The organism is Vagococcus zengguangii (assembly GCF_005145005.1).
Classification (GTDB): Bacteria; Bacillota; Bacilli; order Lactobacillales; family Vagococcaceae; genus Vagococcus_A; species Vagococcus_A zengguangii.
Window position 1 is genome coordinate 73020 of the sequence record NZ_CP039712.1, and the last position, 23231, is coordinate 96250.

Consider the following 23231-nt stretch of genomic DNA (forward strand, 5'->3'; position numbering starts at 1 on the left):
CATGTTAGTACCTAAACGTGTAAAACACCGTCGTGAATTCCGTGGGAAAATGCGTGGTGAAGCCAAAGGTGGTAAAGAAGTAACTTTTGGTGAATATGGTTTACAAGCGGTTGATTCTAAATGGATTACAAACCGTCAAATCGAAGCGGCTCGTATTGCGATGACTCGTCATATGAAACGTGGAGGGAAAGTATGGATCAAAATTTTCCCTCACAAATCATACACTTCTAAAGCTATCGGAGTTCGTATGGGTAAAGGTAAAGGGGCACCTGAAGGTTGGGTAGCACCTGTTAAACGTGGTAAAATCATGTTTGAAATCGCTGGTGTATCAGAAGAAGTAGCACGTGAAGCATTACGTTTAGCTTCTCACAAATTACCAGTGAAAACTAAAATTGTAAAACGCGAAGAAATGGGTGGTGAATCGAATGAAGGCTAATGAAATCAAAGAATTAACCACTGCTGAATTACAAGCTAAAGAAAAAGAATTTAAAGAAGAATTATTCAACTTAAGATTCCAATTAGCTACTGGTCAATTAGAAGATACATCACGTATTAAAAAAGTACGTCAATCGATTGCCCGCATTAAAACTGTTTTGCGTGAGCAAGAAGTTAAGTAATAGTGGAAGGAGGCCATACGTATGACTGAAAGAAATGAACGTAAAGTTTATCAAGGCCGTGTTGTTTCAGATAAAATGGACAAAACTATTACAGTTGTTGTCGAAACAAGAAAAACACACAAAGTATACGGTAAACGTGTTAAATATTCTAAGAAATACAAAGCACACGATGAAAACAATGTTGCAAAAGTTGGAGATATCGTGAAAATTATGGAAACTCGTCCATTATCTGCTACTAAACGTTTCCGTTTATTAGAGGTAGTTGAAGAAGCGGTTATCATTTAATCGAGATTTTCCTATAGATTGTAAGTTTAAATCTGAAAGGAGGATACTATAGTGATCCAAACAGAAAGTCGTTTGAAAGTAGCTGACAACTCAGGTGCTAAAGAAGTCTTAACAATTCGTGTTCTTGGTGGTTCAGGCCGTAACAACGCTAACATCGGTGACATCATCGTTGCTACCGTTAAAAGTGCTACGCCAGGTGGAGTTGTTAAAAAAGGTGAAGTTGTCAAAGCTGTAATCGTAAGAACAAAATCAGGAGCTCGTCGTGCTGACGGTTCATATATTAAATTTGATGAAAATGCATGTGTAATTATCCGTGACGATAAGAGCCCACGTGGAACTCGTATCTTTGGACCTGTTGCTCGTGAATTACGTGATAGTAACTTCATGAAAATTATTTCATTAGCACCAGAAGTATTATAATTACATGTTAGTTAAAGGAGGTGCGAGACAATATGTTTGTTAAAAAAGGCGATAAAGTAAAAGTTATCACTGGTAAAGACAAAAACAAAGAAGGCGTAGTATTAACTGCGTTCCCTAAAAAAGATCAAGTCATCGTTGAAGGAATCAACATGGTTAAGAAACACCAAAAGCCTAGTGCTACTGCTCCTCAAGGTGGAATTATCGAAACTGAGGCACCAATTCACGTATCAAACGTAATGGTGGTTGACCCAACTACTGGCGAAGCAACTCGTGTTGGCCACAAAGAGGTAGACGGTAAAAAAGTACGCGTTTCTAAGAAAACTGGAGAAGTTTTAGATAAGTAATAGTAACGAAAGGAGGGACCGACGGAAATGAACCGCCTAAAAGAAAAATATTTAAACGAAGTAACTCCTGCTTTAATGGAGAAATTCAATTATAGCTCAATCATGCAAACACCAAAAGTTGAGAAAATCGTTATCAACATGGGTGTAGGTGAAGCTGTATCTAACACAAAAACTTTAGATAAAGCTGTGGAAGAATTAACGTTAATTTCAGGTCAAAAACCTGTTATTACGAAGGCAAAGAAATCAATTGCTGGATTTAGATTACGTGAAGGTATGCCTATCGGCTGTAAAGTAACTTTACGTGGCGAAAGAATGTACGAATTCTTAGATAAATTAGTAACTGTTTCTTTACCTCGTGTACGTGACTTCCATGGTGTAAGCACTAAATCATTCGACGGTCGTGGTAACTACACTTTAGGTGTTAAAGAACAATTAATCTTCCCTGAAGTAGACTACGATTTAGTAGATAAAGTACGTGGTATGGATATCGTTATCGTTACAACTGCTAACACTGACGAAGAATCACGTGAATTGTTAACACAACTTGGAATGCCATTCCAAAAATAATAAAAGGAGGCGAACTACGTGGCTAAAAAATCAATGATTGCTAAAAACAAACGTCCAGCTAAATTCTCTACTCAAGAGTACACTCGTTGTGAACGTTGTGGTCGTCCACATTCAGTTTATCGCAAATTTAAACTTTGCCGTATTTGCTTCCGCGAACTTGCCTATAAAGGACAAATTCCCGGCGTGAAGAAAGCTAGCTGGTAAACCTATAATCCCGCATAGAAGGAGGTACATAATTCAATGGTCATGACAGATCCAATCGCAGACTTACTAACGCGCATTCGTAATGCTAACATGGTTAAACATGAAATGTTAGAAGTTCCTGCATCTAAAATCAAACTTGATATCGCGAACATCCTTAAAAACGAAGGATTCATCCGCGATGTTGAATACATCGAAGATGACAAGCAAGGCGTTATCCGTGTTTTCTTAAAATATGGTCGTAACGAAGAGCGTGTTATTACAAACTTAAAACGTATTTCAAAACCAGGACTAAGAGCTTATGTTAAAGCTGATGAAGTTCCTAAAGTATTAAACGGACTAGGTATCGCAATCATTTCTACTTCAGAAGGTGTAATCACTGATAAAGAAGCTAGACAACGTAAAATTGGTGGCGAAGTATTAGCTTACGTTTGGTAATCAGTAAAAGTATATAAGGAGGTGTCTTGAGTGAGCCGTATTGGTAATAAATCAATAATCATTCCTGCAGGCGTAACAGTTGAACAAAACGGAAACGTTGTGACTGTTAAAGGTCCTAAAGGTGAATTGAGCCGCGAATTTGCTAGCCAAATCGCAATCAATATCGAAGGAAATGAAATTACTTTAACTCGTGAAAACGATGCTAAAGAAAACCGTTCATTACACGGAACAATGCGTTCTAACCTATTCAACATGGTGACAGGTGTAAGTGAAGGTTTTGCTAAAGAATTAGAACTTATCGGGGTTGGGTACCGTGCACAAATGCAAGGATCAAAACTTGTATTGAACGTTGGATACTCTCATCCAGTTGAGTTTGAAGCTCAAGAAGGAATTACAATTGAAGTTCCTTCAAATACAAAAGTTGTAGTTAAAGGTGCTAACAAAGAACACGTTGGTGAATTAGCTGCTAACATCCGTGGAGTACGTCCTCCAGAACCTTATAAAGGTAAAGGAATTTGCTATGTTGGTGAATTTGTACGACGTAAAGAAGGTAAGACTGGTAAATAGTCTTAACCGCAAAAAATAAATTAAAGAGGTGACAATTGTGATTTCTAAACCAGATAAAAATAAAACACGTCTGAAAAGACATAAACGTGTAAGAAAAAACATTTCTGGTACTGCTGAGTGCCCACGCTTAAATGTGTTCCGTTCGAACGCTAACATCTACGCTCAATTAATTGATGACGTAGCGGGTGTGACGCTAGCAAGTGCCTCTACCTTAGATAAAGAAATTTCAGGTGGAACTAAAGTTGAACAAGCTGCCGCAGTTGGTAAATTAGTTGCTGAACGCGCAGTTGCAAAAGGAAATAAAAAAGTAGTCTTCGACCGTGGTGGTTACCTTTACCATGGCCGTGTTGCAGCACTAGCTGAAGCAGCACGTGAAAATGGACTAGAATTTTAGGAAAAGGAGGATTACCATTCATGGTTTATATCGATCCAAAAGGTTTGGAATTAGAAGACCGCGTTGTAGCTATCAACCGTGTTACTAAGGTTGTAAAAGGTGGACGTCGTTTACGTTTTGCTGCATTAGTAGTAGTTGGAGATAGAAACGGACACGTAGGTTTCGGTACTGGTAAAGCACAAGAAGTACCTGAAGCAATCCGTAAAGCGATTGAAGACGCTAAGAAAAACTTAATTGAAGTACCAATGGTAGGTTCTACCCTTCCTCATGAAGTAATTGGAAGCTTTGGTGGTGGACGCATCTTAATGAAACCTGCTGTAGCCGGTTCTGGAGTTGCTGCTGGTGGCCCAGTTCGTGCCGTCTTAGAACTTGCAGGTGTTGCTGATGTAACATCTAAATCATTAGGTTCAAACACTCCAATTAACGTTATTCGTGCGACAATCGAAGGAATGTCTCGCTTAAAACGTGTTGAAGAAGTTGCTGAATTACGTGGCAAAACTGTAGAAGATATCATCGGATAAGGAGGACATGGTAATGTCAGAATTAAAAATTACTTTAAAACGCAGCGTTATCGGACGTCCTCAAAACCAACGTGATACAGTTAAAGCTTTGGGCTTAGGTAAAACTAACAGCTCAGTAGTTAAGCCTGCTAACGAAGCAATCAAAGGTATGGTTAGAACTGTTTCACATTTAGTGGACGTTGAAGAAGTTTAATATTTAAAAGTTAGACTACAAATAAGGAGGTGCCCAAGTATGAAACTTCATGAATTACAACCTTCAGAAGGATCAAGACACGTACGTAACAGAGTTGGACGCGGAACTTCATCTGGTAATGGTAAAACAGCTGGTAGAGGTCAAAAAGGTCAAAAAGCTCGTTCAGGCGGTGGCGTTCGTTTAGGATTTGAAGGTGGTCAAACACCATTATTCCAACGCTTACCAAAACGTGGATTCACAAACATTAACCGTAAAGAATACGCTGTAATCAACTTAGACGTTTTAGAAAAATTCGAAAACGGAGCAGAAGTTACTCCTGCAATCTTAGTTGAAGCTGGTATTGTTAAAGATGAAAAAGCTGGTATCAAAGTATTAGCTAACGGTTCTTTAACTAAGAAATTAACAGTGAAAGCTGCTAAATTCTCTAAAGCTGCTCAAGAAGCTATCGAAGCAGCTGGTGGATCAATCGAGGTGATCTAATGTTTAAACTATTGAAAAGTGCGTTTAAGGAAAAAAGCATTCGTAGTAGAATTCTATTTACGTTGTTCATTCTGTTCGCTTTTCGACTAGGAGCTCATATAACGGTTCCAGGAGTGGATGTTAAAGCATTAGCAAAACTAAGTTCAAATCCATTATTTAACATGATTAATACAGTAAGTGGTAGTGCTATGGAAAATTTCTCATTGTTCGCAATGGGAGTTTCTCCATATATTACTTCTTCAATTATTATTCAATTACTTCAAATGGACATCGTGCCGAAGTTTGTCGAGTGGTCTAAGCAAGGAGAAGTTGGCCGTCGTAAATTAAATCAAGCAACACGTTATTTAACGTTATTCATGGGATTCATGCAATCTATCATGTTAACTGCTGGATTTAACCAATTTGCGGGTCGCAGTTTCTTAATCGAGAAAGGTCTAAAGACTTATATCGTGATTGGTATCATCTTAACAGCCGGTACAATGTTAGTTACTTGGTTGGGAGAACAAATTACTGAAAAAGGAATCGGAAACGGTGTTTCAATGATTATCTTTGCCGGTATTATCTCTCGTGTGCCAAAAGGAATTAAATCAATTATTGAAGATTACTTTATTAACGTTAAGTCAGAAAACTTATGGAAATCCGTGATTTTTGTTGTTTTATTATTATTAGCAATTTTATTAATCGTGACGTTTGTTACATACTTTAACCAAGCAGAGCGTAAATTGCCGATTCAATATACAAAGAGAGTTGCTGGAGCTCCACAAAGTAGTTACCTACCGTTGAAGGTAAATGCAGCTGGTGTGATCCCAGTAATCTTTGCTAGTTCATTGATTACGACACCAGGTCAAATTTTATCGTTGTTTGCTAACTCAAAAGGTGGCGAAACTTGGTATGAAATATTAAGACAAGTGTTTGACTATAGTACGCCTTTAGGTGGCACTATTTACGGTATTCTTATCGTAGCCTTCACTTTCTTCTATGCTTTCGTGCAAGTAAACCCTGAGAAAGTGGCAGAGAATTTACAAAAACAAGGTAGTTACATTCCAAGTGTGCGTCCCGGGAAAGGTACTGAAGAATACATTTCAAACGTGTTAAAACATTTGAGTGTTGCCGGTGCTATTTTCTTAGCCGCTGTTGCTTTAATTCCAATTCTTGCGCAAAACGTCTTTGACTTACCAGCCGCTATCGGTTTGGGAGGAACAAGTTTGTTAATCGTGATTGGGGTTGCTTTAGAAACAGCTAAACAATTGGAAGGTTTATTGATGAAACGCCAATATACAGGCTTCATCGTGGAGTAAGAGCGAAGTGCTGGAGAGTATTCTTCAGCACTGCCTCGAACTTACTAGGAGGATCAACCAATGAACATTCTTATTATGGGGTTACCCGGTGCTGGAAAAGGTACTCAAGCAGAACGTATCATCGACACTTACCACATTCCACATATTTCTACTGGAGATATGTTCCGTGCGGCAATGAAAAATGGTACTGAACTTGGAAAATTAGCTAAGTCATATATTGATGCAGGCAACCTTGTACCAGACGAAGTCACAAATGGTATCGTGAAAGAACGTCTAGCTGAACAAGACACTGAAAAGGGCTTTTTACTAGATGGTTTCCCACGTACATTTGATCAAAGCAGTGCGTTAGAAGAAATTCTAACAGATTTAGGCAAAAAGATAGATGCTGTTATCGAAATTCATGTTGAAGAAGACGTCTTAATCGACCGTCTAGCTGGACGCTTTATGTGTAAAGATTGCGGTGCAACTTATCATAAACTTAACCACATGCCTAAAGTAGAAGATACTTGCGATCGTTGTGGTGGACACAATTTCTACCAACGCGAAGACGATAAACCAGAAGTGGTTAAAAATCGTTTGGCGGTTAATATTAAAGATAGCGCGCCAATTTTGGCATACTACAAAGAAAACGGCCTTCTACATACTATCGATGGAAATCGTGATATTGATGTTGTATTCGAAGATGTTAAAACAATCATCGACAACATTTAATAACTTCAAGCCCGAAAGAGAAAACACTTGAATGCTTGTGAGTTAAATTAGGTCAATTTGCCCTATGGTTATTAAGACAAAGGCTTTAAATATTTTTAGCTTTATGTTATAATAGACAAGTTGAGTTTTCTCGACTATGTCCGAGTGCCATAGCGATTTTTATCGTGAATGATAACAAACAAGTAATAAGGAGGTACTCAAAGTGGCAAAAGAAGATGTGATTGAAATTGAAGGAACAGTTGTTGATACTTTGCCGAATGCGATGTTTAAAGTAGAACTAGAAAATGGCCATGAAGTTTTAGCTCATGTTTCTGGTAAAATCAGAATGCACTACATTCGAATCTTACCAGGAGATAAGGTAACAGTTGAACTGTCACCGTATGACTTGACTCGCGGTCGCATTACTTATCGCTTTAAATAGTGCACTCCGTAAAATCAAGGAGGTATAATCATGAAAGTAAGACCATCAGTAAAACCAATTTGCGAAAAATGCAAAGTAATTCGCCGTAAAGGTCGAGTTATGGTTATTTGCGAAAATCCAAAACATAAACAACGCCAAGGTTAATAAGTAGGAGGTGTAATATACATGGCTCGTATTGCAGGAGTAGATATCCCTCGTGAGAAACGAGTTGTTATTTCATTAACATACATTTTTGGTATCGGTAAAAATACCGCTCAAAAAGTGTTAGCTGACGCTGGAGTATCAGAAGATATTCGTGTTCGTGACTTAACAAACGATCAATTAGATAAAATCCGTGCTGAGATTGATAAACTTAAAGTTGAAGGTGACTTACGTCGTGAAGTTAACTTAAACATCAAACGATTAATGGAAATCGGTTCATACCGAGGAATCCGTCACCGTCGTGGTTTACCAGTTCGCGGACAAAACACAAAAAACAATGCACGTACTCGTAAAGGCCCAGCCCGTGCTATCGCTGGCAAGAAAAAATAATAATTAACTTATGAAGGAGGTTAGAACTTCATGGTAGCAAAAAAAGTTAGCAGAAAACGTCGTATCAAAAAGAATATTGAAGCTGGTATCGCGCATATCCATTCAACATTCAACAATACTATCATTATGATTACAGATGTACACGGAAATGCTATTTCATGGTCATCTGCTGGATCTTTAGGATTCAAAGGTAGTAAAAAAGCTACACCATTCGCAGCCCAAATGGCAGCTGAAGCAGCTACAAAAACAGCTATGGAACATGGTTTGAAAACTGTTGAAGTTACAGTTAAAGGCCCTGGTTCTGGTCGTGAAGCAGCAATTCGTTCATTACAAGCAACAGGTTTAGAAGTGACTGCAATTCGTGACGTAACACCAGTTCCTCATAATGGATGCCGCCCTCCAAAACGCCGTCGTGTTTAATGAGCGTCTTTCATTTTGAACGTAACTTGAACGTCATTGAACTGAACACTTTTCGTTTTGAAAGGGGTATAGACAAAAATGATTGAATTTGAAAAACCACGAATCACCAAAATTGATGAGGATAGAGATTATGGCAAGTTCGTCATTGAACCACTTGAAAGAGGTTATGGGACTACTTTAGGTAATTCTCTTCGTCGTATTTTACTGTCTTCTTTACCCGGAGCAGCTATCACTAATTTACAAATTGATGGCGTATTACATGAATTCTCAACCGTCCCTGGCGTGAGAGAAGATGTAACTCAAATCATTTTGAACATTAAAGGATTAGCATTAAAGCTTTATGCTGAAGAAGAAAAATCCCTTGAAATAGATGTTACTGGTCCAGCTGTTGTCACAGCAGGCGACATTATTGTCGACAGTGATGTTGAAATTTTAAATAAAGATTTATACCTATGTACTGTTGCAGAAGGTGCAACTTTCCATGCAAAATTGGTTGTAAAACCAGGTCGAGGCTATGTACAAGCTGAAGAGAATAAAACAGAAGATATGCCAATCGGTGTATTACCTGTTGACTCAATTTACACACCAGTGCGTCGTGTAAATTATCAAGTGGAAAATACTCGTGTCGGACGTCGTGATGACTTCGATAAATTAACCCTTGAAGTTTGGACAGATGGATCAATTAAGCCACAAGAATCTATTAGCTTAGCTGCTAAAATTCTTACTGAGCATTTAGATATCTTCGTAAATCTAACGGATGAAGCTAAACATGCTGAAATCATGGTAGAAAAAGAAGAAACTCAAAAAGAAAAAATGCTTGAAATGACGATTGAAGAGTTAGACTTATCAGTTCGTTCATACAACTGCTTGAAGAGAGCAGGTATCAACTCTGTACAAGAATTAACTAATAAATCTGAAGCTGAAATGATTAAAGTTCGTAATTTAGGACGTAAGTCTCTAGATGAAGTTAAGTTCAAACTTAACGAATTAGAACTTTCATTACGCCAAGACGACTAGAATTTTTCTTAAGTAAGGAGGGAAACAACGTGAGTTATCGTAAATTAGGCCGTACAAGTAGTCAACGTAAAGCAATGTTACGTGATTTAACTACTGACTTATTGATCAACGAAAGAATCGTAACAACTGAAGCTCGTGCTAAAGAAGTTCGTTCTCTTGCTGAAAAAATGATTACTTTAGGTAAACGTGGAGATTTACATGCACGCCGTCAAGCTGCTGCTTTCGTAAGAAATGAAGTTGCTGATGTTCGTGAAGAAAATGATGGAATCGTTGTTGAATCAGCTTTACAAAAGTTATTCAACGATATCGCTCCTCGTTATGCTGAACGTAACGGTGGTTACACACGTATCTTAAAAACAGAACCACGCCGCGGAGACGCAGCAAAAATGGTTATTTTAGAACTTGTCTAACATAAAAACTATACCATCACTTTATTGATGATTTATTTAGAGTGTTATGATGTTGAGTCAATTCATTTTGACTTAAGTCTAGCTCGTGGTGGCTACTCCCTAACTTGTGGGTTAGGGAGCTAGCGTTCATCATAAAGTGTTTTTTTTATACATTTTTACATCGTTTGTGTTTTCACAAAAGAAATAGGCTGAATTTGCTTATTTAATTGAATTTTTCAGGTTTTTTAGGTACTATAAGTTATGATAATAAAATGATTATCAGGGTTAGCTAATATAAGCTAGCTTATTTTTTTATATTTTTAGAGTAATGTCAAATACATAGATATGGTGAGAAAAATGAAACCAATTATTGAATTAAGTAAGGTAAATTTTAAATATCAAGAAGATGATGAGCGTCAAGCTTTAACAGATGTGACATTGAATGTTTATCAAGGTGAATGGTTAGCGGTAATTGGACATAATGGTTCAGGTAAATCAACATTAGCGAAAACAATCAATGGCTTAATCGTGCCATCTTCTGGTGAAGTTGTTGTCGACGGGTTACCTATGAACGAGGAAAATGTCTGGGAAATTCGTAAAAAAATCGGAATGGTGTTCCAAAATCCTGATAACCAATTTGTGGGATCAACTGTTGAGGATGATGTTGCGTTTGGTTTAGAAAATCATGGTGTCGCTCGTGACGATATGTTACGTATTGTTAAAGAATCGCTTGAAAAAGTGCGTATGAGTGACTTTGCTTCTAAAGAACCGGTCCGTCTATCTGGTGGCCAAAAACAACGAGTAGCGATCGCCGGTGTGGTTGCGTTAAGTCCAGATGTGATTATTCTCGATGAAGCAACAAGTATGCTAGATCCAGAAGGACGTATGGAAGTTATCAATACGATTCAAGAGATTCGTGAAGAGAAAAATATTACTGTAATCTCCATCACACATGATATTGATGAAGCAGCAAATGCAACACGTGTCTTAGTGATGCGTGAAGGTCGCGTTTTCCAGGAAGGGCTGCCTGAAGAAATTTTTTCAGCGGGTCAAGATTTAATTGAAATGGGCTTAGACTTGCCGTTTCCAGAAAAATTAAAAGCTGAAATGCGCGCTCAAGGTATCGAAGTGCCCGCAGATTACATGTCAGAAGAAAGGATGGTGGAATGGTTATGGACATCCGCTTTGAACAAGTAGGGTTTACTTACCAACCCCATACACCTTTTGAACAAAGAGCGTTGTATGATATTAATTTAACGATAAAAGAAGGCTCGTATACGGCGCTAGTTGGCCATACGGGGAGTGGGAAATCAACTTTCTTACAACATTTAAATGCGTTAGTTAAACCAACTAAAGGGACCGTTAATATCGGGGATCGCGTGATTACGCCAGAGACTGATAATAAAAACTTAAAACCCATTCGTCAGCAAGTAGGGATTGTGTTTCAATTCCCAGAAGCGCAATTATTTGAAGAAACAGTGGCTAAAGATATTGCGTTTGGTCCGAAAAATTTTGGCCGTAGTGAAGTAGAAATTAAGGCAATTACCAAAGAAGTGATCGAGCTTGTTGGTTTAGATGAAAGTTATTTAGAACGCTCACCATTTGAATTATCAGGTGGACAAATGCGACGCGTGGCGATTGCCGGAGTTTTAGCGATGGAACCATCTGTTTTGGTGTTGGATGAACCAACGGCTGGACTTGATCCTAAAGGCCGTGAAGACATGATGAATATGTTTAATCGCCTACATGAAGAAAAAAATATGACTATCGTTTTAGTGACACATTTAATGGATGATGTTGCAGATTTTGCTGATTATGTGGTCGTACTTGAAAAAGGTACAATTATTAAGCAGGGTTCACCACGAGAGGTCTTTAATGATGTTGATTGGTTAGAAGCAAAACATTTAGGTGTACCAACTGCCACACGTTTTGCTAATGAGTTAGTCAAAAAAGGCTTTGTCTTTGAGCACTTACCTCTAACGACAGAAGAGTTAGTCAGTGCGTTAAGGAATCAAGAGTTTGAATTAGAAGTAGGTGACCAAGCATGACAGATAAACTAATTTTTGGTCGCTATATGCCGGGAGATTCAGTCATTCACCGAATGGACCCGCGTGCCAAATTACTATGTAGTTTTTATTTTATCGGAATTATTTTCTTATGTAATAATGTCGCGTCGTACGCGTTAATGTTTGCTTTTACGATGTTGGCGATTTTTTTATCAAAAGTCGATATGAAATTTTTCATACGTGGTGTGAAACCAATGATTTGGTTAATTTTATTTACGGTGATTTTACAGTTGTTCTTCACACAAGGCGGCGAGGTCTACTGGAAATGGGGCGTCTTTTCGATAACTGAGTTCGGGATTCAAAATGCCTTATTCATCTTCTGTCGTTTCGTGTTGATTATCTTCATGTCAACGTTACTAACGTTAACGACACCACCATTATCACTTTCTGATGCGATTGAGTCGTTATTACGTCCACTAAAAGTGATAAAATTCCCAGCGCATGAAGTATCCTTAATGCTTTCGATTGCGCTACGTTTCGTACCAACGTTAATGGATGAAACGGAAAAAATCATGAACGCCCAACGTGCACGTGGGGTTGATTTCAATGATGGGAACTTGATGGATAAGATGAAGGCGATTGTGCCGTTATTAATTCCGTTATTTATCAGTAGTTTTAACCGTGCCGAAGAATTAGCGACTGCGATGGAAGCACGTGGTTATCAAGGTGGCGAAGGTCGTACGAAATATCGTCAGCTGAAATGGGCAATGCGCGATACGCTATGTGTGTTAGTCTTTGCACTTCTGACAGTAGCCTTGATTTGGTTAAGAAAATAAACAAGAGAATATGATGATGTGTAAGGCTGCGGCAATAGTTGCCACAGCCTTTTTTAGGAGGAAAAGAAATGGTTCGATACAAAGCAGTAGTGGCTTATGATGGCACGCGTTACAGCGGTTTTCAGACCCAAGGAGATAGTTTAACCGTGCAATTAGCACTCGAAACCACACTAAAAAAATTAAATAGCGGTAAGCCTGTCTACGTACATGCGTCAGGCCGTACCGATTCGGGCGTACATGCGTGGGGACAAGTGATTCACTTTGATTTACCGCAAGCACGTGACGTGGAGAAATTACGTCATGCGTTCGATACGCAATCACCAGAAGATATTGCCGTACGTTCGGTTGAAATCGTTGAGGATACTTTCCATTCACGTTACTTAGCGACTGAAAAGACGTATCACTATCGCTTAGACATTGGACGCCCACGAGTGCCATTTAAACGTCACTACGCGGCTTTTTATCCGTATACCGGTGATTTAGACGTAGAGCGCATGCAACGCGCGATGCAGTATTTAATTGGCACTCACGACTTCACGCCGTTTTGTGCGACAGGCAGTTCGGTGGAAGACCGTGTACGAACAATTTTTGAAGCGCGTATCGAAGAAGATCAAGTTAATCAGGAACTATTATTCGTCTTCCGCGGCACAGGTTTCTTATACAAAATGGTACGTATCTTAGTCGGAACTTTGATGAAAATTGGCCAACATAAATTGCCTGAAGATGCGTTTAAGTTAGCGATTGATCATCAAAGTAAAGACTACATTGGTCCAACTGCTCATCCAGAAGGTCTATACTTGATGGAAGTGCGCTATGACGGTAAGCCTAAAAAAGCCTATCAAGCAGCGGAGTACATTGATGAGAAGACAGAGAATGAAGGCGTAACTGATATGATAGACGTTATAGGATAAAAAATAACTGAATAAATGATTATAAGTTGTCATTAACAAGGAGGTTAGTGGCAGCTTTTTTAGAGTTTGTAAAAAAAGTGTTATGCATAATTTAAATGCTAGCCAAACCTTGTGCATTTGCACAAGGTTTTTCTATTTTTATTCTATAGTTTATCTAAATGAAAACGCTATAATAACAACTATAGAAAACGTTTTCCTTTTATAAAGAAACTTGGGGGTTTTAGAAATGGCAGAAGCAATTCATTGGTATGGGGCAGTTAGTGGTATTATATTAGCAATTATTCTGATTTTAAAAAAAGTGAATCCAACTTACTCATTAATTATTGGGGCAATAGCTGGCGCGTTAATTGGGGGTTCTGATTTAGCAGAAACTGTAAGCGTTTTGATTACAGGGGCACAAAGTGTAATGGGGACAGTGATTCGTGTCCTAGCAGCGGGTATTTTTGCCGGAATTATGATGGAATCTGGTGCAGCGGTTTCGATTGCACGCACTATCGTTAATAAATTAGGTTCTAAGTTTGCGATTGCTGCGTTAGTTTTAGCAACGATGATTATTACCGGTGTGGGTGTCTTTATTCCGGTGGCGGTTTTAATTGTGTCACCAATTGCGATGGAAGTGGGGAAAGAAACGGGTATTTCTAAACTAGCATTGTTATTAGCAATGTCTGGTGGTGGGAAAGCTGGAAATATTGTGTCACCTAATCCTAATACAATCGCCGCAGCAGGTGGGTTTGATGTAAGTTTAAGTTCAGTGATGATGTATGGTTTTGTCCCTGCCGTTTTCGGGGTATTGATGGCAATATTATTAGCTAATTTAATTAAAAACAAAGGTCCTAAAGTGGCTGAGAGTGACTTTGAATCAGGATCCGATGATAAAGAGTATCCAAGCTTTGGTAAAGCTTTAGTGGCGCCAATTGTCGCAATTATTTTATTAATGTTACAACCAATCGCGCAACTATTAAACATTACAAGTTTAGCAAACTTCGCATTAGATTCAATGTACGTCTTACCAATTGCCGGTTTAATTGGCTTACTAGCAATGAAACAAAGCAACCAAACATTAAGTTATATGAGTATTGGTTTAGAAAAAATGACACCAACTGTCTTAATTTTAATCGGTGCCGGTGCCATTGGTGGTGTGATTACTGCTTCAGACTTATCGGTTCAAGTCGTAAACTTGATTAAACAATCAGGTATTTCAGGAACATTATTAGCACCAATTGCTGGTATTTTAATGGGTGGGGCGACTGCTTCAACTTCTACTGGTGCGATTTTAGCAAGTGGTTCATTCGGACAAGCTATCCTAGATATGGGCGTGGCACCTGTTTCAGCAGCTGTGATGGTTCATACTGGGGCAACGGTTATTGATCACTTGCCACATGGTACTTATTTCCATGTAACAGGTAATGCGATGAAATTATCAATGAAAGAACGTATGCAAATTGTCGGCTACGAGTCACTAGTTGGTTTAACCATGACCATTGTCGCAACGATCGTTTACGGTTTTATTTTCTAACTAATTAAGAACAACATTTGAAAGAAGGACAATCAAGATGAAAACATTTGTATTAGCACCCGACTCATTTAAAGAAAGTATGACAGCTAAAGAAGTATGTGTATCAATGGAGGCTGGCTTAAAACAACAATTTCCAGACGCTAAATTTGTTCATGTTCCAATGGCAGACGGTGGTGAAGGAACGATGCAATCTTTAGTTGATGCGACAGACGGACGCGTTGTTGAATTAGACGTTAAAGATCCATTAGGCCGCACAGTAACTGCTCAATACGGGATTTTAGGAGATGGTCGCACAGGTGTGGTAGAAATGGCGTCAGCTAGCGGGATTCATTTAGTATCACCAGAAGAACGTAATCCTTTATTAACATCAACTTATGGCACTGGTCAGTTAATTAAAGCGTGTTTAGATGAAGGGGTTAGCAAAATTATCGTTGGCATCGGTGGGAGCGCAACAAACGATGGTGGTTCAGGTATGGCCCGTGCGTTAGGGGCAAGATTCCTAGCTAAAGATGGTCATGAAGTGCCACAAGGTGGCGGTTATTTATCAGAAGTCGCAACGATTGATGTTAGCGAACTGGACCCTCGCTTGAAAGAAACTGTCCTAATGGTTGCGTGTGATGTAACAAATCCATTATGTGGCGCAGATGGTGCCTCAGCAGTTTTCGGACCACAAAAAGGTGCAACACCTGAGATGGTGCAACAACTAGATGCTAGTTTAGCGCATTACGCAGAGTTAATTAAGACGCAACTAGGTGTCGATGTAAAAGATGTGCCAGGTGCCGGTGCAGCCGGTGGGTTAGGTGCAGGGTTATTAGCTTTTACAAATTCAACACTAAAAAGAGGGATTGAAATCGTCATTCAATTTACTGGTTTAGAAGAGTATATCAAAAAAGCCGACTATGTTTTCACCGGTGAAGGTGGGATGGATTTCCAAACAAAATTTGGGAAAACACCATACGGCGTGGCTAAAGTCTCACAAAAACATGGTAAAAAGGTAATTGGTTTAGCGGGTAATATCGGTCAAGGGATTGAAGAATTATATGATGAAGGCTTTACGTCAATTTTTGGTATCGTACCAGGCATTGTCGGTTTAGAACAAGCTTTAAAAGAAGGGCCAAAAAACGTTGAGAGAACGTGCCAAAATATCGCCCAATTATTAGCTTAAACGACCAAGATAAGCGTATAATGAAAAAGAGATGATGGAAGTAGGAAACGAATAAACCACCAACTTCCACTGAGACAGTAGGGGTGTGACATCGTCACAGCCCCTTCTTCGTTTGTTTAGGAGGAGTACGGATGATATCAAAAGAGTTAGCGCAAAAGGTCGCTAATCAAGTGATGAAAGACATTGACTATAACATTAATGTCATGGATGATGACGGCCGCATTATCGCAAGTGGTGATGCTAAACGGATTGGAGATATTCATCAAGGCGCGAAAAAAGTGATGGCTTCTAAGACGCGCAATGTCATCTATGAAGACACTGAAACCGAGAAAAAAGGTATTAACGATCCAATTTTTATTAACGATGAATGTGTCGGGGTAGTAGGGATTAGCGGTAATCCTGCTGATGTGATGAAGATTAAAAATGTTGTGAACTCTTTATTTTATTTTTTAATTAGTCGTGAAATTGAGATGACTAAACAATTTAGTGAAAAAGAGTATCGTCAAAAAATGATACGCAAAATGATTTATCAAGAAAAAGGTTTGACTAAAGAAGAACAAGAGTATTTAATTCAACAAGGGTTTGATTATCATGAAGAAAAATATATCATCGTGACGGATGCTCAGTTAAAACCTTATACGGATCGACTATTTTATCATCAAAAAAGCAGTGGCTTGTTAGTGTTGATTTTATCTAAGAAGCAGACAGACTTAAAGGGTGGACTGTCGGAAGTTTTGAAAACAATTGTTAAAGAGATGACCTATTGTGGCGTTAGTCTTGTGAAAGATGACTTTTACCATGGTTACCATCAAGCACGTGGTACACTAGCTTTTATTAAAGCTGTTAAGCAGTCTCAAGGTATTCACTTTTATGAAGAGAACCGCTTGTTTGTTAACGTGTTGCGAGAAGAAGCCCTAAGTAACGAACAGCTGAATCCAGGTATTCTGAGAATGCGGGCAGACGAAATGTTATGCGAAACATTACTAAGTTTCTTTGAACATGATGGGCACATGAAAGAAACCGCTGAAGCGTTAATTATTCATCGTAATACGCTATTGTATCGCTTGAATAAAATTAAAGAATTAACAGGTATAGATCCTACAACCTTTAAAGGGTTGAGCAACCTAATTTATGGATTGGTTTTAATAGAAAAAAATAAAGGTTCCGTAGTGTAAAAAGGTAAACTATCACTAAGAGCACACCCGGATAAGTTGTTATATCAGTCTTTTTAATAAAAAGCACTAAAAAGCCCATAATCACAAGGATAATCAAGGGAGCGAGTGACGTAAGTTTTTTGAAAAAAAAGCAAACAAACATTTGACATTAAGAGAATAAACGGTTAATATGATAGATGGTATTGTTTGCCCCATGATAAGCCCCGGAAACTTGTTATGAAAGTCAAACATTTAGTAGATTGAAATTGGAGGAAAACAAAGTGCGTACAACATATATGGCCAAAGCTGGCGAAGTAGAACGTAAATGGTACGTAGTAGACGCAACAGATGTCCCAATGGGTCGTTTATCTGCAGTCGTTGCATCTATCCTACGTGGTAAAAATAAACCAACATTCACACCTCATGTGGATACTGGTGACTATGTAATCGTAATTAACGCTGACAAAGTAAAATTAACAGGTAAAAAAGCAAGTGATAAAATTTATCACCGTCATTCTGGATTCCCAGGTGGTTTAAAATCTATCTCTGCTGGTGAATTACGCGACAAGAACTCTCGTCGTTTAATCGAATTATCAGTTAAAGGTATGTTGCCTAAAAATACTTTAGGACGTCAACAAGGGTCTAAATTATTCGTTTACGGTGGCGCTGAACATAATCACGCTGCACAACAACCTGAAGTTTTAGACATTACTAACCTAATTTAAGGAGGGAATTTCATTGGCTAAAGTACAATACAGCGGCACTGGCCGTCGTAAAAGATCTGTAGCGCGCGTACGCTTAGTACCAGGTACAGGTAAAATTATTATGAACAATAAAGACATCGAAGAATATATTCCACATGCTGACCTACGTGAAGTAGTTAACCAACCATTTGCGGTTACTGACACTAAAGGTGCATATGACGTTTTAGTTAACGTTAACGGTGGTGGATATGCTGGACAAGCTGGCGCAACTCGCCACGGTATCGCTCGTGCGTTACTACAAGTTGACCCAGACTTCCGCGCTCCATTAAAACGCGCTGGATTATTAACACGTGACTCTCGTATGGTTGAACGTAAAAAACCAGGTCTTAAGAAAGCACGTAAATCTTCACAGTTCTCAAAACGTTAATATATCTTATATATCAACAGTTCAAAGACATTTTCCAATTATTTGGAAGGTGTCTTTTTTTGTGTATTGGGACCAATAGTGGGACGTTTTTCAAAAAAATAGCTTGCGTTAATATAATAATTAATGTATATTTGTGTTAACACGTTTTTGCTTGTTTTTAAAATATTGGGATTAGATAGGAGATAAAGTTAAGTGAAAGACATTGTGGTAGAATGGTTAGAATATTGTGATTTGAATGGTATTAAGCCTTGGGAGTATGATTTTAAAAATGAAGTATTGATTGAAGGGAATAGTTTAAATCAAAATCCAATAGTAAGTATATTTGAATGGTATATAAATAAATCAAACAAATTTTTAGTAGGAGTAGAAATAGAAAATACTGATTTAGCATCAGAAATTTATAGGCTTTTATGGGAGATTAATGAAGATGCAATGTCAAAAAAAAGAAGTTCATTAGATAGGGATGTTATGAATTCTTTTTGGAATATTTATAAAGCCGATATAAAATTAAGTTATGGTTTATATCTAAATAAATGGAGCGACAATAAAATAAATGAAAAAGCTATACAGTTTTTAATAGACAATTACCCTACTTATATTTCTACAAATAATAGAATTTTTCTCTATTCTAAATACACCCATACAATTGGAAATTTTATCATTGAAACTAAAGGATTTAATATGGGAAGAAAGCAAAATGATTATTGGGATCTAGCTTTAAAATTATTGTATGATTTTTTTAAAATAATGGATAAAGATGTATGGATAAAATTTATTGATACATTCATGTTACATTCATTTGTAAATAGTGATTATTCTTTATCGTATTATTGGGATAGAAATAATAATGATTTAGGACCAAATAATGAAGAGGAAATAGTACGATTTTTAAGAATTTCCACTAAATCAATTGAACAACGTGGCAAACAAATGATTAAAAAAATATGCGAAGATAAAAATAAAATAGAATATAAGTTTTATAAAAATTATTTGGTGGATTTAGAAGTGAAATATGCGGAAGATATCAAAAAAGAGTTTGAGGAGGAGTTATCTAATGCCGAGAGTAAATAAAACAGTTCGTTTAGCTTACGAAACAAAGTTATGGATAGACGAGCTAATAAGTAAAAAAGAATTAGAGTTAAGAGAAGAAATTAATAAGGGATTAATACCTAAGTTAGAGAAACATTTATTTGAGAATAGTACGGATATACTGAATGGTGTATCTTGTAACGTAGTGCTAAAAGTTACAAGTGGAAGTATAATTGAACAAGCATACCGAAATACTAGACACTATACTAATGATGAATGGAAAAAAGTAGTGAGAAATATGGAAAGAAGTTTGAAAGAAGTAAATATGTATAAAGAAACAACTGTAACTCCTAGATTATATTTAGATGAAGATATTTTAACGGCGTTAGAATCCTACCAGGATGAATGGCGTTCTAAAGAACCAGGAAAAAGATTAATTAAATTGAGTTATGTAATAAAGGTAGTAGTATTTGCTGATTATTATAATAACTTTAACAAGAATATATAGGCTAAATGCTTATATATTTTTGAGTAATATGTTTATTTGTGTTAACACTAAACGATTATGTAGAGGGGGTAAGGGTATTGTTTAAAAGAAAAGAATGGATTGAAGTAGTATATCCAAGAAGACATCATTTAGGATTACTGTTTCTATATTTGATTTTTGTTTTTATTAATACCTCACTGATAGGAAAAGCAAATGGTTTATTATCGGTAATTTTATTATTAATGAGTATATATATGCATTATAAATTAGTTAAGGTATATATGAAACGTAATAAATCAAAGAGTAAGATGATAGAACGACAAATACAATATATGATTCATACATTAAATTTGTATGATGAAGAGTATGTTGAAGTTACGAAAAATAATAAAGCTAGTATGGAAAAAAAGATATGTAGAGTTATAAGAATTTATTATAAGTTGGACCATAGAAAAGTGTATGTAAGGGTATATCGTGATGGGGATAGATTTACTAAAATATCTAGTTCTAAAGAGTTTTACGAAAGTTTAGAAGCAGCTTTGGGGATGGAATTAGAAAAAGCTATAAAGAATATAAGATATATAGAATTTTCGTTTTTACGATATAAAGATAAGAGAATAAATGTATCGACTGGAACTAAACTATCGCAAGGTACTAAGGTCATGATTACCGAATCTTTGAGTTATGATGTTTCTAAAGTTAGTCATGGTTTAACAGTAGGTTCAACAGGGTCTGGAAAAAGCTTTTTTATTAATTCTAAAATATTGGCGTATGCACAGATGTCAGATAAGAAATATAACTCATGGGATGGAGCAGATATTAGGATTTGTGATCCTAAGGCTAGTGATTTGTATCTGTATAAATTTGTTACAGGCTTTGGACCAGAAAAAGTTGCGTGTGAACCTAATTTAATTGCAAAAATGATTAGGGAAGTTTCTGAGTTAGTTGAAAAACGGTATAGAGAAATGTTTAATGATATTTCTTCTTTTGGTAAGACATTTGTAGATTTTAGAGGATATCCACCAGTAGTAATATTTATAGACGAATATGCGGCATTAATGAAGACGGTAGACAAGAAGAATAAAGAGGAAATAGAAAAACATTTATATAATATTGTGTTAAAAGGGCGTGGATGCGGTGTTTTTGCAGAAATAATTTTACAACGTCCTGATGCTTCAATTATTCCTGGACAAATACGTGACCAACTTCAAGTTAGAACAGGGTTATCTAATTTGTCGCAAGAAGGAAAACAAATGTTGTTTGGTTCTACCGATATAGAATATAAAACAGTAAATGTTAAAGGAGGTGGTTATATTTTTATTGATTCAGTTACAGAACAACCAGTTTATTTTGAAACGCCATTTATTTCAAAAGACTTTGATTTTTTGGATGAGATAGACAAAATTTATAAAAAGAGATTAGGTATAAATTGATAACAGGTATATCTAATTACATCTGTTATTCGAATTGTAATTAGGGGGGTTCTAATTGCAATTTGAATAACGGATTTTCATCAACAATGTTGTTGATGATTAAAAACATAAAAATAGGAAGAGGTATAAATTATGAAATTAAACGATTTTTTAAAAGCGGATTTATTAGGAAATAAATTTTTAGCAGTAAAGGGATACGCTGAGGTGTTAGATAGAGAAACAGAACAATTAGCAGCGTATCGATTGAATGTATCTATTCAAGATGAATCTAGTGATTTCTTTATGGAAATGATTCAAGTTAAAGTAAATAATTTACATCCTACTGTTAGTGTAGAAGAATTAAAAAATAATAGAACAATGGGAGTTGCTTTAAAAGATTTGAATGTAGGGCAATTTAATGGGAATTTGTGGTTTTCATGTACTGATGTACTACCAGTAACTAAATAGATATAGAGTAATGCTTAGAGAAGAATAAGGACAATGACTGCCAACGGAGTTGAGCAAGCGGAGCGTGTCAGTGGAACGGTTGTCCGTTTCTTTTCTTTAGCATTACGGAAGGAAATGCAATTTCCTTCCTAGTATATTTATTATATAAACAAAGATATGGCGAAAAAATACTAGTTAGGTTTGATTTTGATGAACTATTATAATCAAAGAATTGTTCATACCGGACCATATGTTGAAATATGGGATTATGAAAAGTCTATTAGTCTAAACTCTGATACTATTGAGGGTGAAAAAGTTGAGATTGGAGAATCAAAAAATAAAAATCAGAAGAGAAAATCATTTGACGAATTAGATGAGCAAGAGCAACATGAAAGACTAAGAAGAATGAATAAAACTAGATTAGATGCAAAATGGAGATTGTTAAGGATTGTTGACTGTAATTTTGATAATAGTACGTCTTTTTTAACTTTGACTACAAAAGAAAATATTGTTATACGTGATGAGTTTACAAATATGTTTAAGAAGTTTGTTAAAAGATTCAATTATCATGTATATAAAACTAAGAAGAGTCAGTTAAAGTACATAGGTGTACTGGAGAGGCAGAAGAGAGGTGCTTGGCATGCACATGTATTATTATTCAGTGTGCCATTTGTTGAACACAATAAGTTATTAGGGTTATGGGGACACGGAGCTATTAGGATAAATAAATTAGATCATTTGGATGACTTATCAAATGCTGGTCGCTATGTTGTAAAGTATATGGAAAAAGGTATAGGTCAAGAACTAGTTGAAAGTTTTGGGAAAAAGGCATATTTGTATTCTAGAAATCTAAGTAAGCCTATAGAATCTAAAATGTATTTAGATAAACCATTGGATTTAGAAAAGTCTGTAGTTTTGTATGAAACAGAATATGAGGGGAAAATATTCAGAGGGGGCCATTTAGTTAATAACAAGGTTAGGTATAGAAAAGTATTACTTACTAAGGAAGATGAAAAATAATTTTTTGAGAAGGTGATTTTTTATGAATGAAGTAAAAATAATTTTAGAAGATAATCAATTAGATACACTGCGAAATACGATTTATATTTCCTTGATTGATGAAATTAATCGTGCTAGAAAAGATGTAGGATTAGAAAAAAGATATATGAATAAGAAAGAAATATGTGAATATCTTCATGTTGCTAATAATACGTTGGATAAGTGGTTAGAATTAGGATTACCAAGAATAATGATAGGTGGTTCAATAAGATATGATAAGCGTTCAATAGATGAATGGATGAAACAATTTTTACAAAAATGATA

General features: G+C 36.6%; 35 protein-coding genes and 1 pseudogene. All 36 read left to right on the plus strand.

What is annotated here, in order from left to right:
• Position 1: 1 nt before the first annotated feature.
• The 36 genes and pseudogenes from rplP to FA707_RS00520 all read left to right on the plus strand — a co-directional run bounded on the left by rplP (position 2) and on the right by FA707_RS00520 (position 23229).
• Positions 2-436 (plus strand): 50S ribosomal protein L16, encoded by a 435-nt coding sequence (rplP, locus tag FA707_RS00345; protein ID WP_135253802.1) that lies wholly within the window; start codon positions 2-4, stop codon positions 434-436.
• Entirely contained in the window at positions 426-617 is a 192-nt protein-coding gene (gene rpmC / locus FA707_RS00350; protein ID WP_135253801.1) for a 50S ribosomal protein L29, read from the plus strand. Before rplP ends, rpmC begins: the two co-directional genes overlap by 11 nt.
• 21 nt (positions 618-638) lie before the next feature.
• Positions 639-902 (plus strand): 30S ribosomal protein S17, encoded by a 264-nt coding sequence (gene rpsQ / locus FA707_RS00355; RefSeq protein ID WP_135253800.1) that lies wholly within the window; start codon positions 639-641, stop codon positions 900-902.
• Between the two features lie 51 nt (positions 903-953).
• Positions 954-1322 (plus strand): 50S ribosomal protein L14, encoded by a 369-nt coding sequence (gene rplN / locus FA707_RS00360; protein ID WP_135253799.1) that lies wholly within the window; start codon positions 954-956, stop codon positions 1320-1322.
• Between the two features lie 32 nt (positions 1323-1354).
• Complete coding sequence (gene rplX / locus FA707_RS00365) at positions 1355-1666, plus strand: 50S ribosomal protein L24 (RefSeq protein WP_135253798.1); 312 nt, start codon at positions 1355-1357, stop codon at positions 1664-1666.
• Between the two features lie 27 nt (positions 1667-1693).
• Positions 1694-2233, plus strand: coding sequence for a 50S ribosomal protein L5 (rplE, locus tag FA707_RS00370; protein ID WP_136952365.1), 540 nt, complete (start codon positions 1694-1696; stop codon positions 2231-2233).
• Positions 2234-2251: 18 nt separating this feature from the next.
• On the plus strand, positions 2252-2437 hold the full coding sequence (locus tag FA707_RS00375) for a type Z 30S ribosomal protein S14 (protein WP_016184192.1): 186 nt from the start codon (positions 2252-2254) through the stop codon (positions 2435-2437).
• 36 nt (positions 2438-2473) lie between these two features.
• Positions 2474-2872, plus strand: coding sequence for a 30S ribosomal protein S8 (rpsH, locus tag FA707_RS00380; RefSeq protein WP_135253796.1), 399 nt, complete (start codon positions 2474-2476; stop codon positions 2870-2872).
• A gap of 30 nt (positions 2873-2902) precedes the next feature.
• Complete coding sequence (gene rplF / locus FA707_RS00385; RefSeq protein WP_136952366.1) at positions 2903-3439, plus strand: 50S ribosomal protein L6; 537 nt, start codon at positions 2903-2905, stop codon at positions 3437-3439.
• Between the two features lie 37 nt (positions 3440-3476).
• Entirely contained in the window at positions 3477-3833 is a 357-nt protein-coding gene (rplR, locus tag FA707_RS00390; RefSeq protein WP_136954133.1) for a 50S ribosomal protein L18, read from the plus strand.
• Between the two features lie 20 nt (positions 3834-3853).
• Complete coding sequence (rpsE, locus tag FA707_RS00395) at positions 3854-4354, plus strand: 30S ribosomal protein S5 (RefSeq protein WP_136952367.1); 501 nt, start codon at positions 3854-3856, stop codon at positions 4352-4354.
• A 13-nt stretch (positions 4355-4367) separates the two neighbouring features.
• A complete protein-coding gene (gene rpmD, locus FA707_RS00400; protein ID WP_136952368.1) occupies positions 4368-4547 on the plus strand; it encodes a 50S ribosomal protein L30 in 180 nt (59 codons plus the stop codon).
• Between the two features lie 39 nt (positions 4548-4586).
• Positions 4587-5027, plus strand: coding sequence for a 50S ribosomal protein L15 (rplO, locus tag FA707_RS00405; protein ID WP_135253791.1), 441 nt, complete (start codon positions 4587-4589; stop codon positions 5025-5027).
• Positions 5027-6325, plus strand: coding sequence for a preprotein translocase subunit SecY (gene secY, locus FA707_RS00410; protein ID WP_136952369.1), 1299 nt, complete (start codon positions 5027-5029; stop codon positions 6323-6325). Before rplO ends, secY begins: the two co-directional genes overlap by 1 nt.
• A 60-nt stretch (positions 6326-6385) precedes the next feature.
• Positions 6386-7036, plus strand: coding sequence for an adenylate kinase (locus FA707_RS00415; protein WP_136952370.1), 651 nt, complete (start codon positions 6386-6388; stop codon positions 7034-7036).
• 202 nt (positions 7037-7238) lie between these two features.
• Entirely contained in the window at positions 7239-7457 is a 219-nt protein-coding gene (gene infA, locus FA707_RS00420; protein WP_135253788.1) for a translation initiation factor IF-1, read from the plus strand.
• A 30-nt stretch (positions 7458-7487) separates the two neighbouring features.
• Positions 7488-7601: a 50S ribosomal protein L36 gene (gene rpmJ / locus FA707_RS00425; protein ID WP_009488082.1), complete on the plus strand. Its 114-nt coding sequence runs from the start codon at positions 7488-7490 to the stop codon at positions 7599-7601.
• Positions 7602-7622: 21 nt separating this feature from the next.
• Positions 7623-7988 carry a 30S ribosomal protein S13 gene (rpsM, locus tag FA707_RS00430; protein WP_136952371.1) on the plus strand — a complete coding sequence of 122 codons (366 nt, stop codon included), beginning with the start codon at positions 7623-7625 and terminating at the stop codon, positions 7986-7988.
• A gap of 30 nt (positions 7989-8018) precedes the next feature.
• Positions 8019-8408: a 30S ribosomal protein S11 gene (rpsK, locus tag FA707_RS00435; protein WP_136952372.1), complete on the plus strand. Its 390-nt coding sequence runs from the start codon at positions 8019-8021 to the stop codon at positions 8406-8408.
• A 78-nt stretch (positions 8409-8486) separates the two neighbouring features.
• A complete protein-coding gene (locus FA707_RS00440; protein WP_135253785.1) occupies positions 8487-9425 on the plus strand; it encodes a DNA-directed RNA polymerase subunit alpha in 939 nt (312 codons plus the stop codon).
• 29 nt (positions 9426-9454) lie between these two features.
• Positions 9455-9835: a 50S ribosomal protein L17 gene (rplQ, locus tag FA707_RS00445; RefSeq protein WP_136952373.1), complete on the plus strand. Its 381-nt coding sequence runs from the start codon at positions 9455-9457 to the stop codon at positions 9833-9835.
• A 336-nt stretch (positions 9836-10171) separates the two neighbouring features.
• Positions 10172-11011 (plus strand): energy-coupling factor ABC transporter ATP-binding protein, encoded by an 840-nt coding sequence (locus FA707_RS00450; protein WP_136952374.1) that lies wholly within the window; start codon positions 10172-10174, stop codon positions 11009-11011.
• On the plus strand, positions 10987-11862 hold the full coding sequence (locus tag FA707_RS00455; RefSeq protein ID WP_168177405.1) for an energy-coupling factor ABC transporter ATP-binding protein: 876 nt from the start codon (positions 10987-10989) through the stop codon (positions 11860-11862). The genes FA707_RS00450 and FA707_RS00455 overlap by 25 nt, the downstream gene beginning before the upstream one ends.
• On the plus strand, positions 11859-12656 hold the full coding sequence (locus tag FA707_RS00460; RefSeq protein WP_136952376.1) for an energy-coupling factor transporter transmembrane component T family protein: 798 nt from the start codon (positions 11859-11861) through the stop codon (positions 12654-12656). Before FA707_RS00455 ends, FA707_RS00460 begins: the two co-directional genes overlap by 4 nt.
• A 68-nt stretch (positions 12657-12724) precedes the next feature.
• Positions 12725-13474: pseudogene (truA, locus tag FA707_RS00465) on the plus strand (tRNA pseudouridine(38-40) synthase TruA); the annotation flags it as partial.
• 319 nt (positions 13475-13793) lie between these two features.
• Positions 13794-15083 carry a GntP family permease gene (locus FA707_RS00470; RefSeq protein ID WP_136952378.1) on the plus strand — a complete coding sequence of 430 codons (1290 nt, stop codon included), beginning with the start codon at positions 13794-13796 and terminating at the stop codon, positions 15081-15083.
• A gap of 37 nt (positions 15084-15120) precedes the next feature.
• Positions 15121-16248 (plus strand): glycerate kinase, encoded by a 1128-nt coding sequence (locus FA707_RS00475; RefSeq protein ID WP_210409623.1) that lies wholly within the window; start codon positions 15121-15123, stop codon positions 16246-16248.
• A gap of 131 nt (positions 16249-16379) precedes the next feature.
• Entirely contained in the window at positions 16380-17423 is a 1044-nt protein-coding gene (locus tag FA707_RS00480) for a CdaR family transcriptional regulator (RefSeq protein ID WP_136952380.1), read from the plus strand.
• A 275-nt stretch (positions 17424-17698) separates the two neighbouring features.
• Positions 17699-18127 (plus strand): 50S ribosomal protein L13, encoded by a 429-nt coding sequence (rplM, locus tag FA707_RS00485; protein WP_154299948.1) that lies wholly within the window; start codon positions 17699-17701, stop codon positions 18125-18127.
• 13 nt (positions 18128-18140) lie between these two features.
• Positions 18141-18533, plus strand: coding sequence for a 30S ribosomal protein S9 (gene rpsI / locus FA707_RS00490; protein ID WP_136952382.1), 393 nt, complete (start codon positions 18141-18143; stop codon positions 18531-18533).
• 192 nt (positions 18534-18725) lie between these two features.
• Positions 18726-19604 (plus strand): hypothetical protein, encoded by an 879-nt coding sequence (locus FA707_RS00495; RefSeq protein ID WP_136952383.1) that lies wholly within the window; start codon positions 18726-18728, stop codon positions 19602-19604.
• Positions 19588-20070, plus strand: a complete 483-nt coding sequence (locus FA707_RS00500; RefSeq protein ID WP_136952384.1) for a hypothetical protein — start codon at positions 19588-19590, stop codon at positions 20068-20070. The genes FA707_RS00495 and FA707_RS00500 overlap by 17 nt, the downstream gene beginning before the upstream one ends.
• Positions 20071-20147: 77 nt before the next feature.
• Positions 20148-21482 (plus strand): FtsK/SpoIIIE domain-containing protein, encoded by a 1335-nt coding sequence (locus FA707_RS00505; RefSeq protein WP_136952385.1) that lies wholly within the window; start codon positions 20148-20150, stop codon positions 21480-21482.
• Positions 21483-21614: 132 nt separating this feature from the next.
• Positions 21615-21929, plus strand: coding sequence for a hypothetical protein (locus FA707_RS00510; protein WP_136952386.1), 315 nt, complete (start codon positions 21615-21617; stop codon positions 21927-21929).
• 189 nt (positions 21930-22118) lie between these two features.
• Complete coding sequence (locus tag FA707_RS00515; RefSeq protein WP_136952387.1) at positions 22119-22928, plus strand: rolling circle replication-associated protein; 810 nt, start codon at positions 22119-22121, stop codon at positions 22926-22928.
• A 22-nt stretch (positions 22929-22950) separates the two neighbouring features.
• Positions 22951-23229: a helix-turn-helix domain-containing protein gene (locus FA707_RS00520; RefSeq protein WP_136952388.1), complete on the plus strand. Its 279-nt coding sequence runs from the start codon at positions 22951-22953 to the stop codon at positions 23227-23229.
• Positions 23230-23231: the final 2 nt, after the last annotated feature.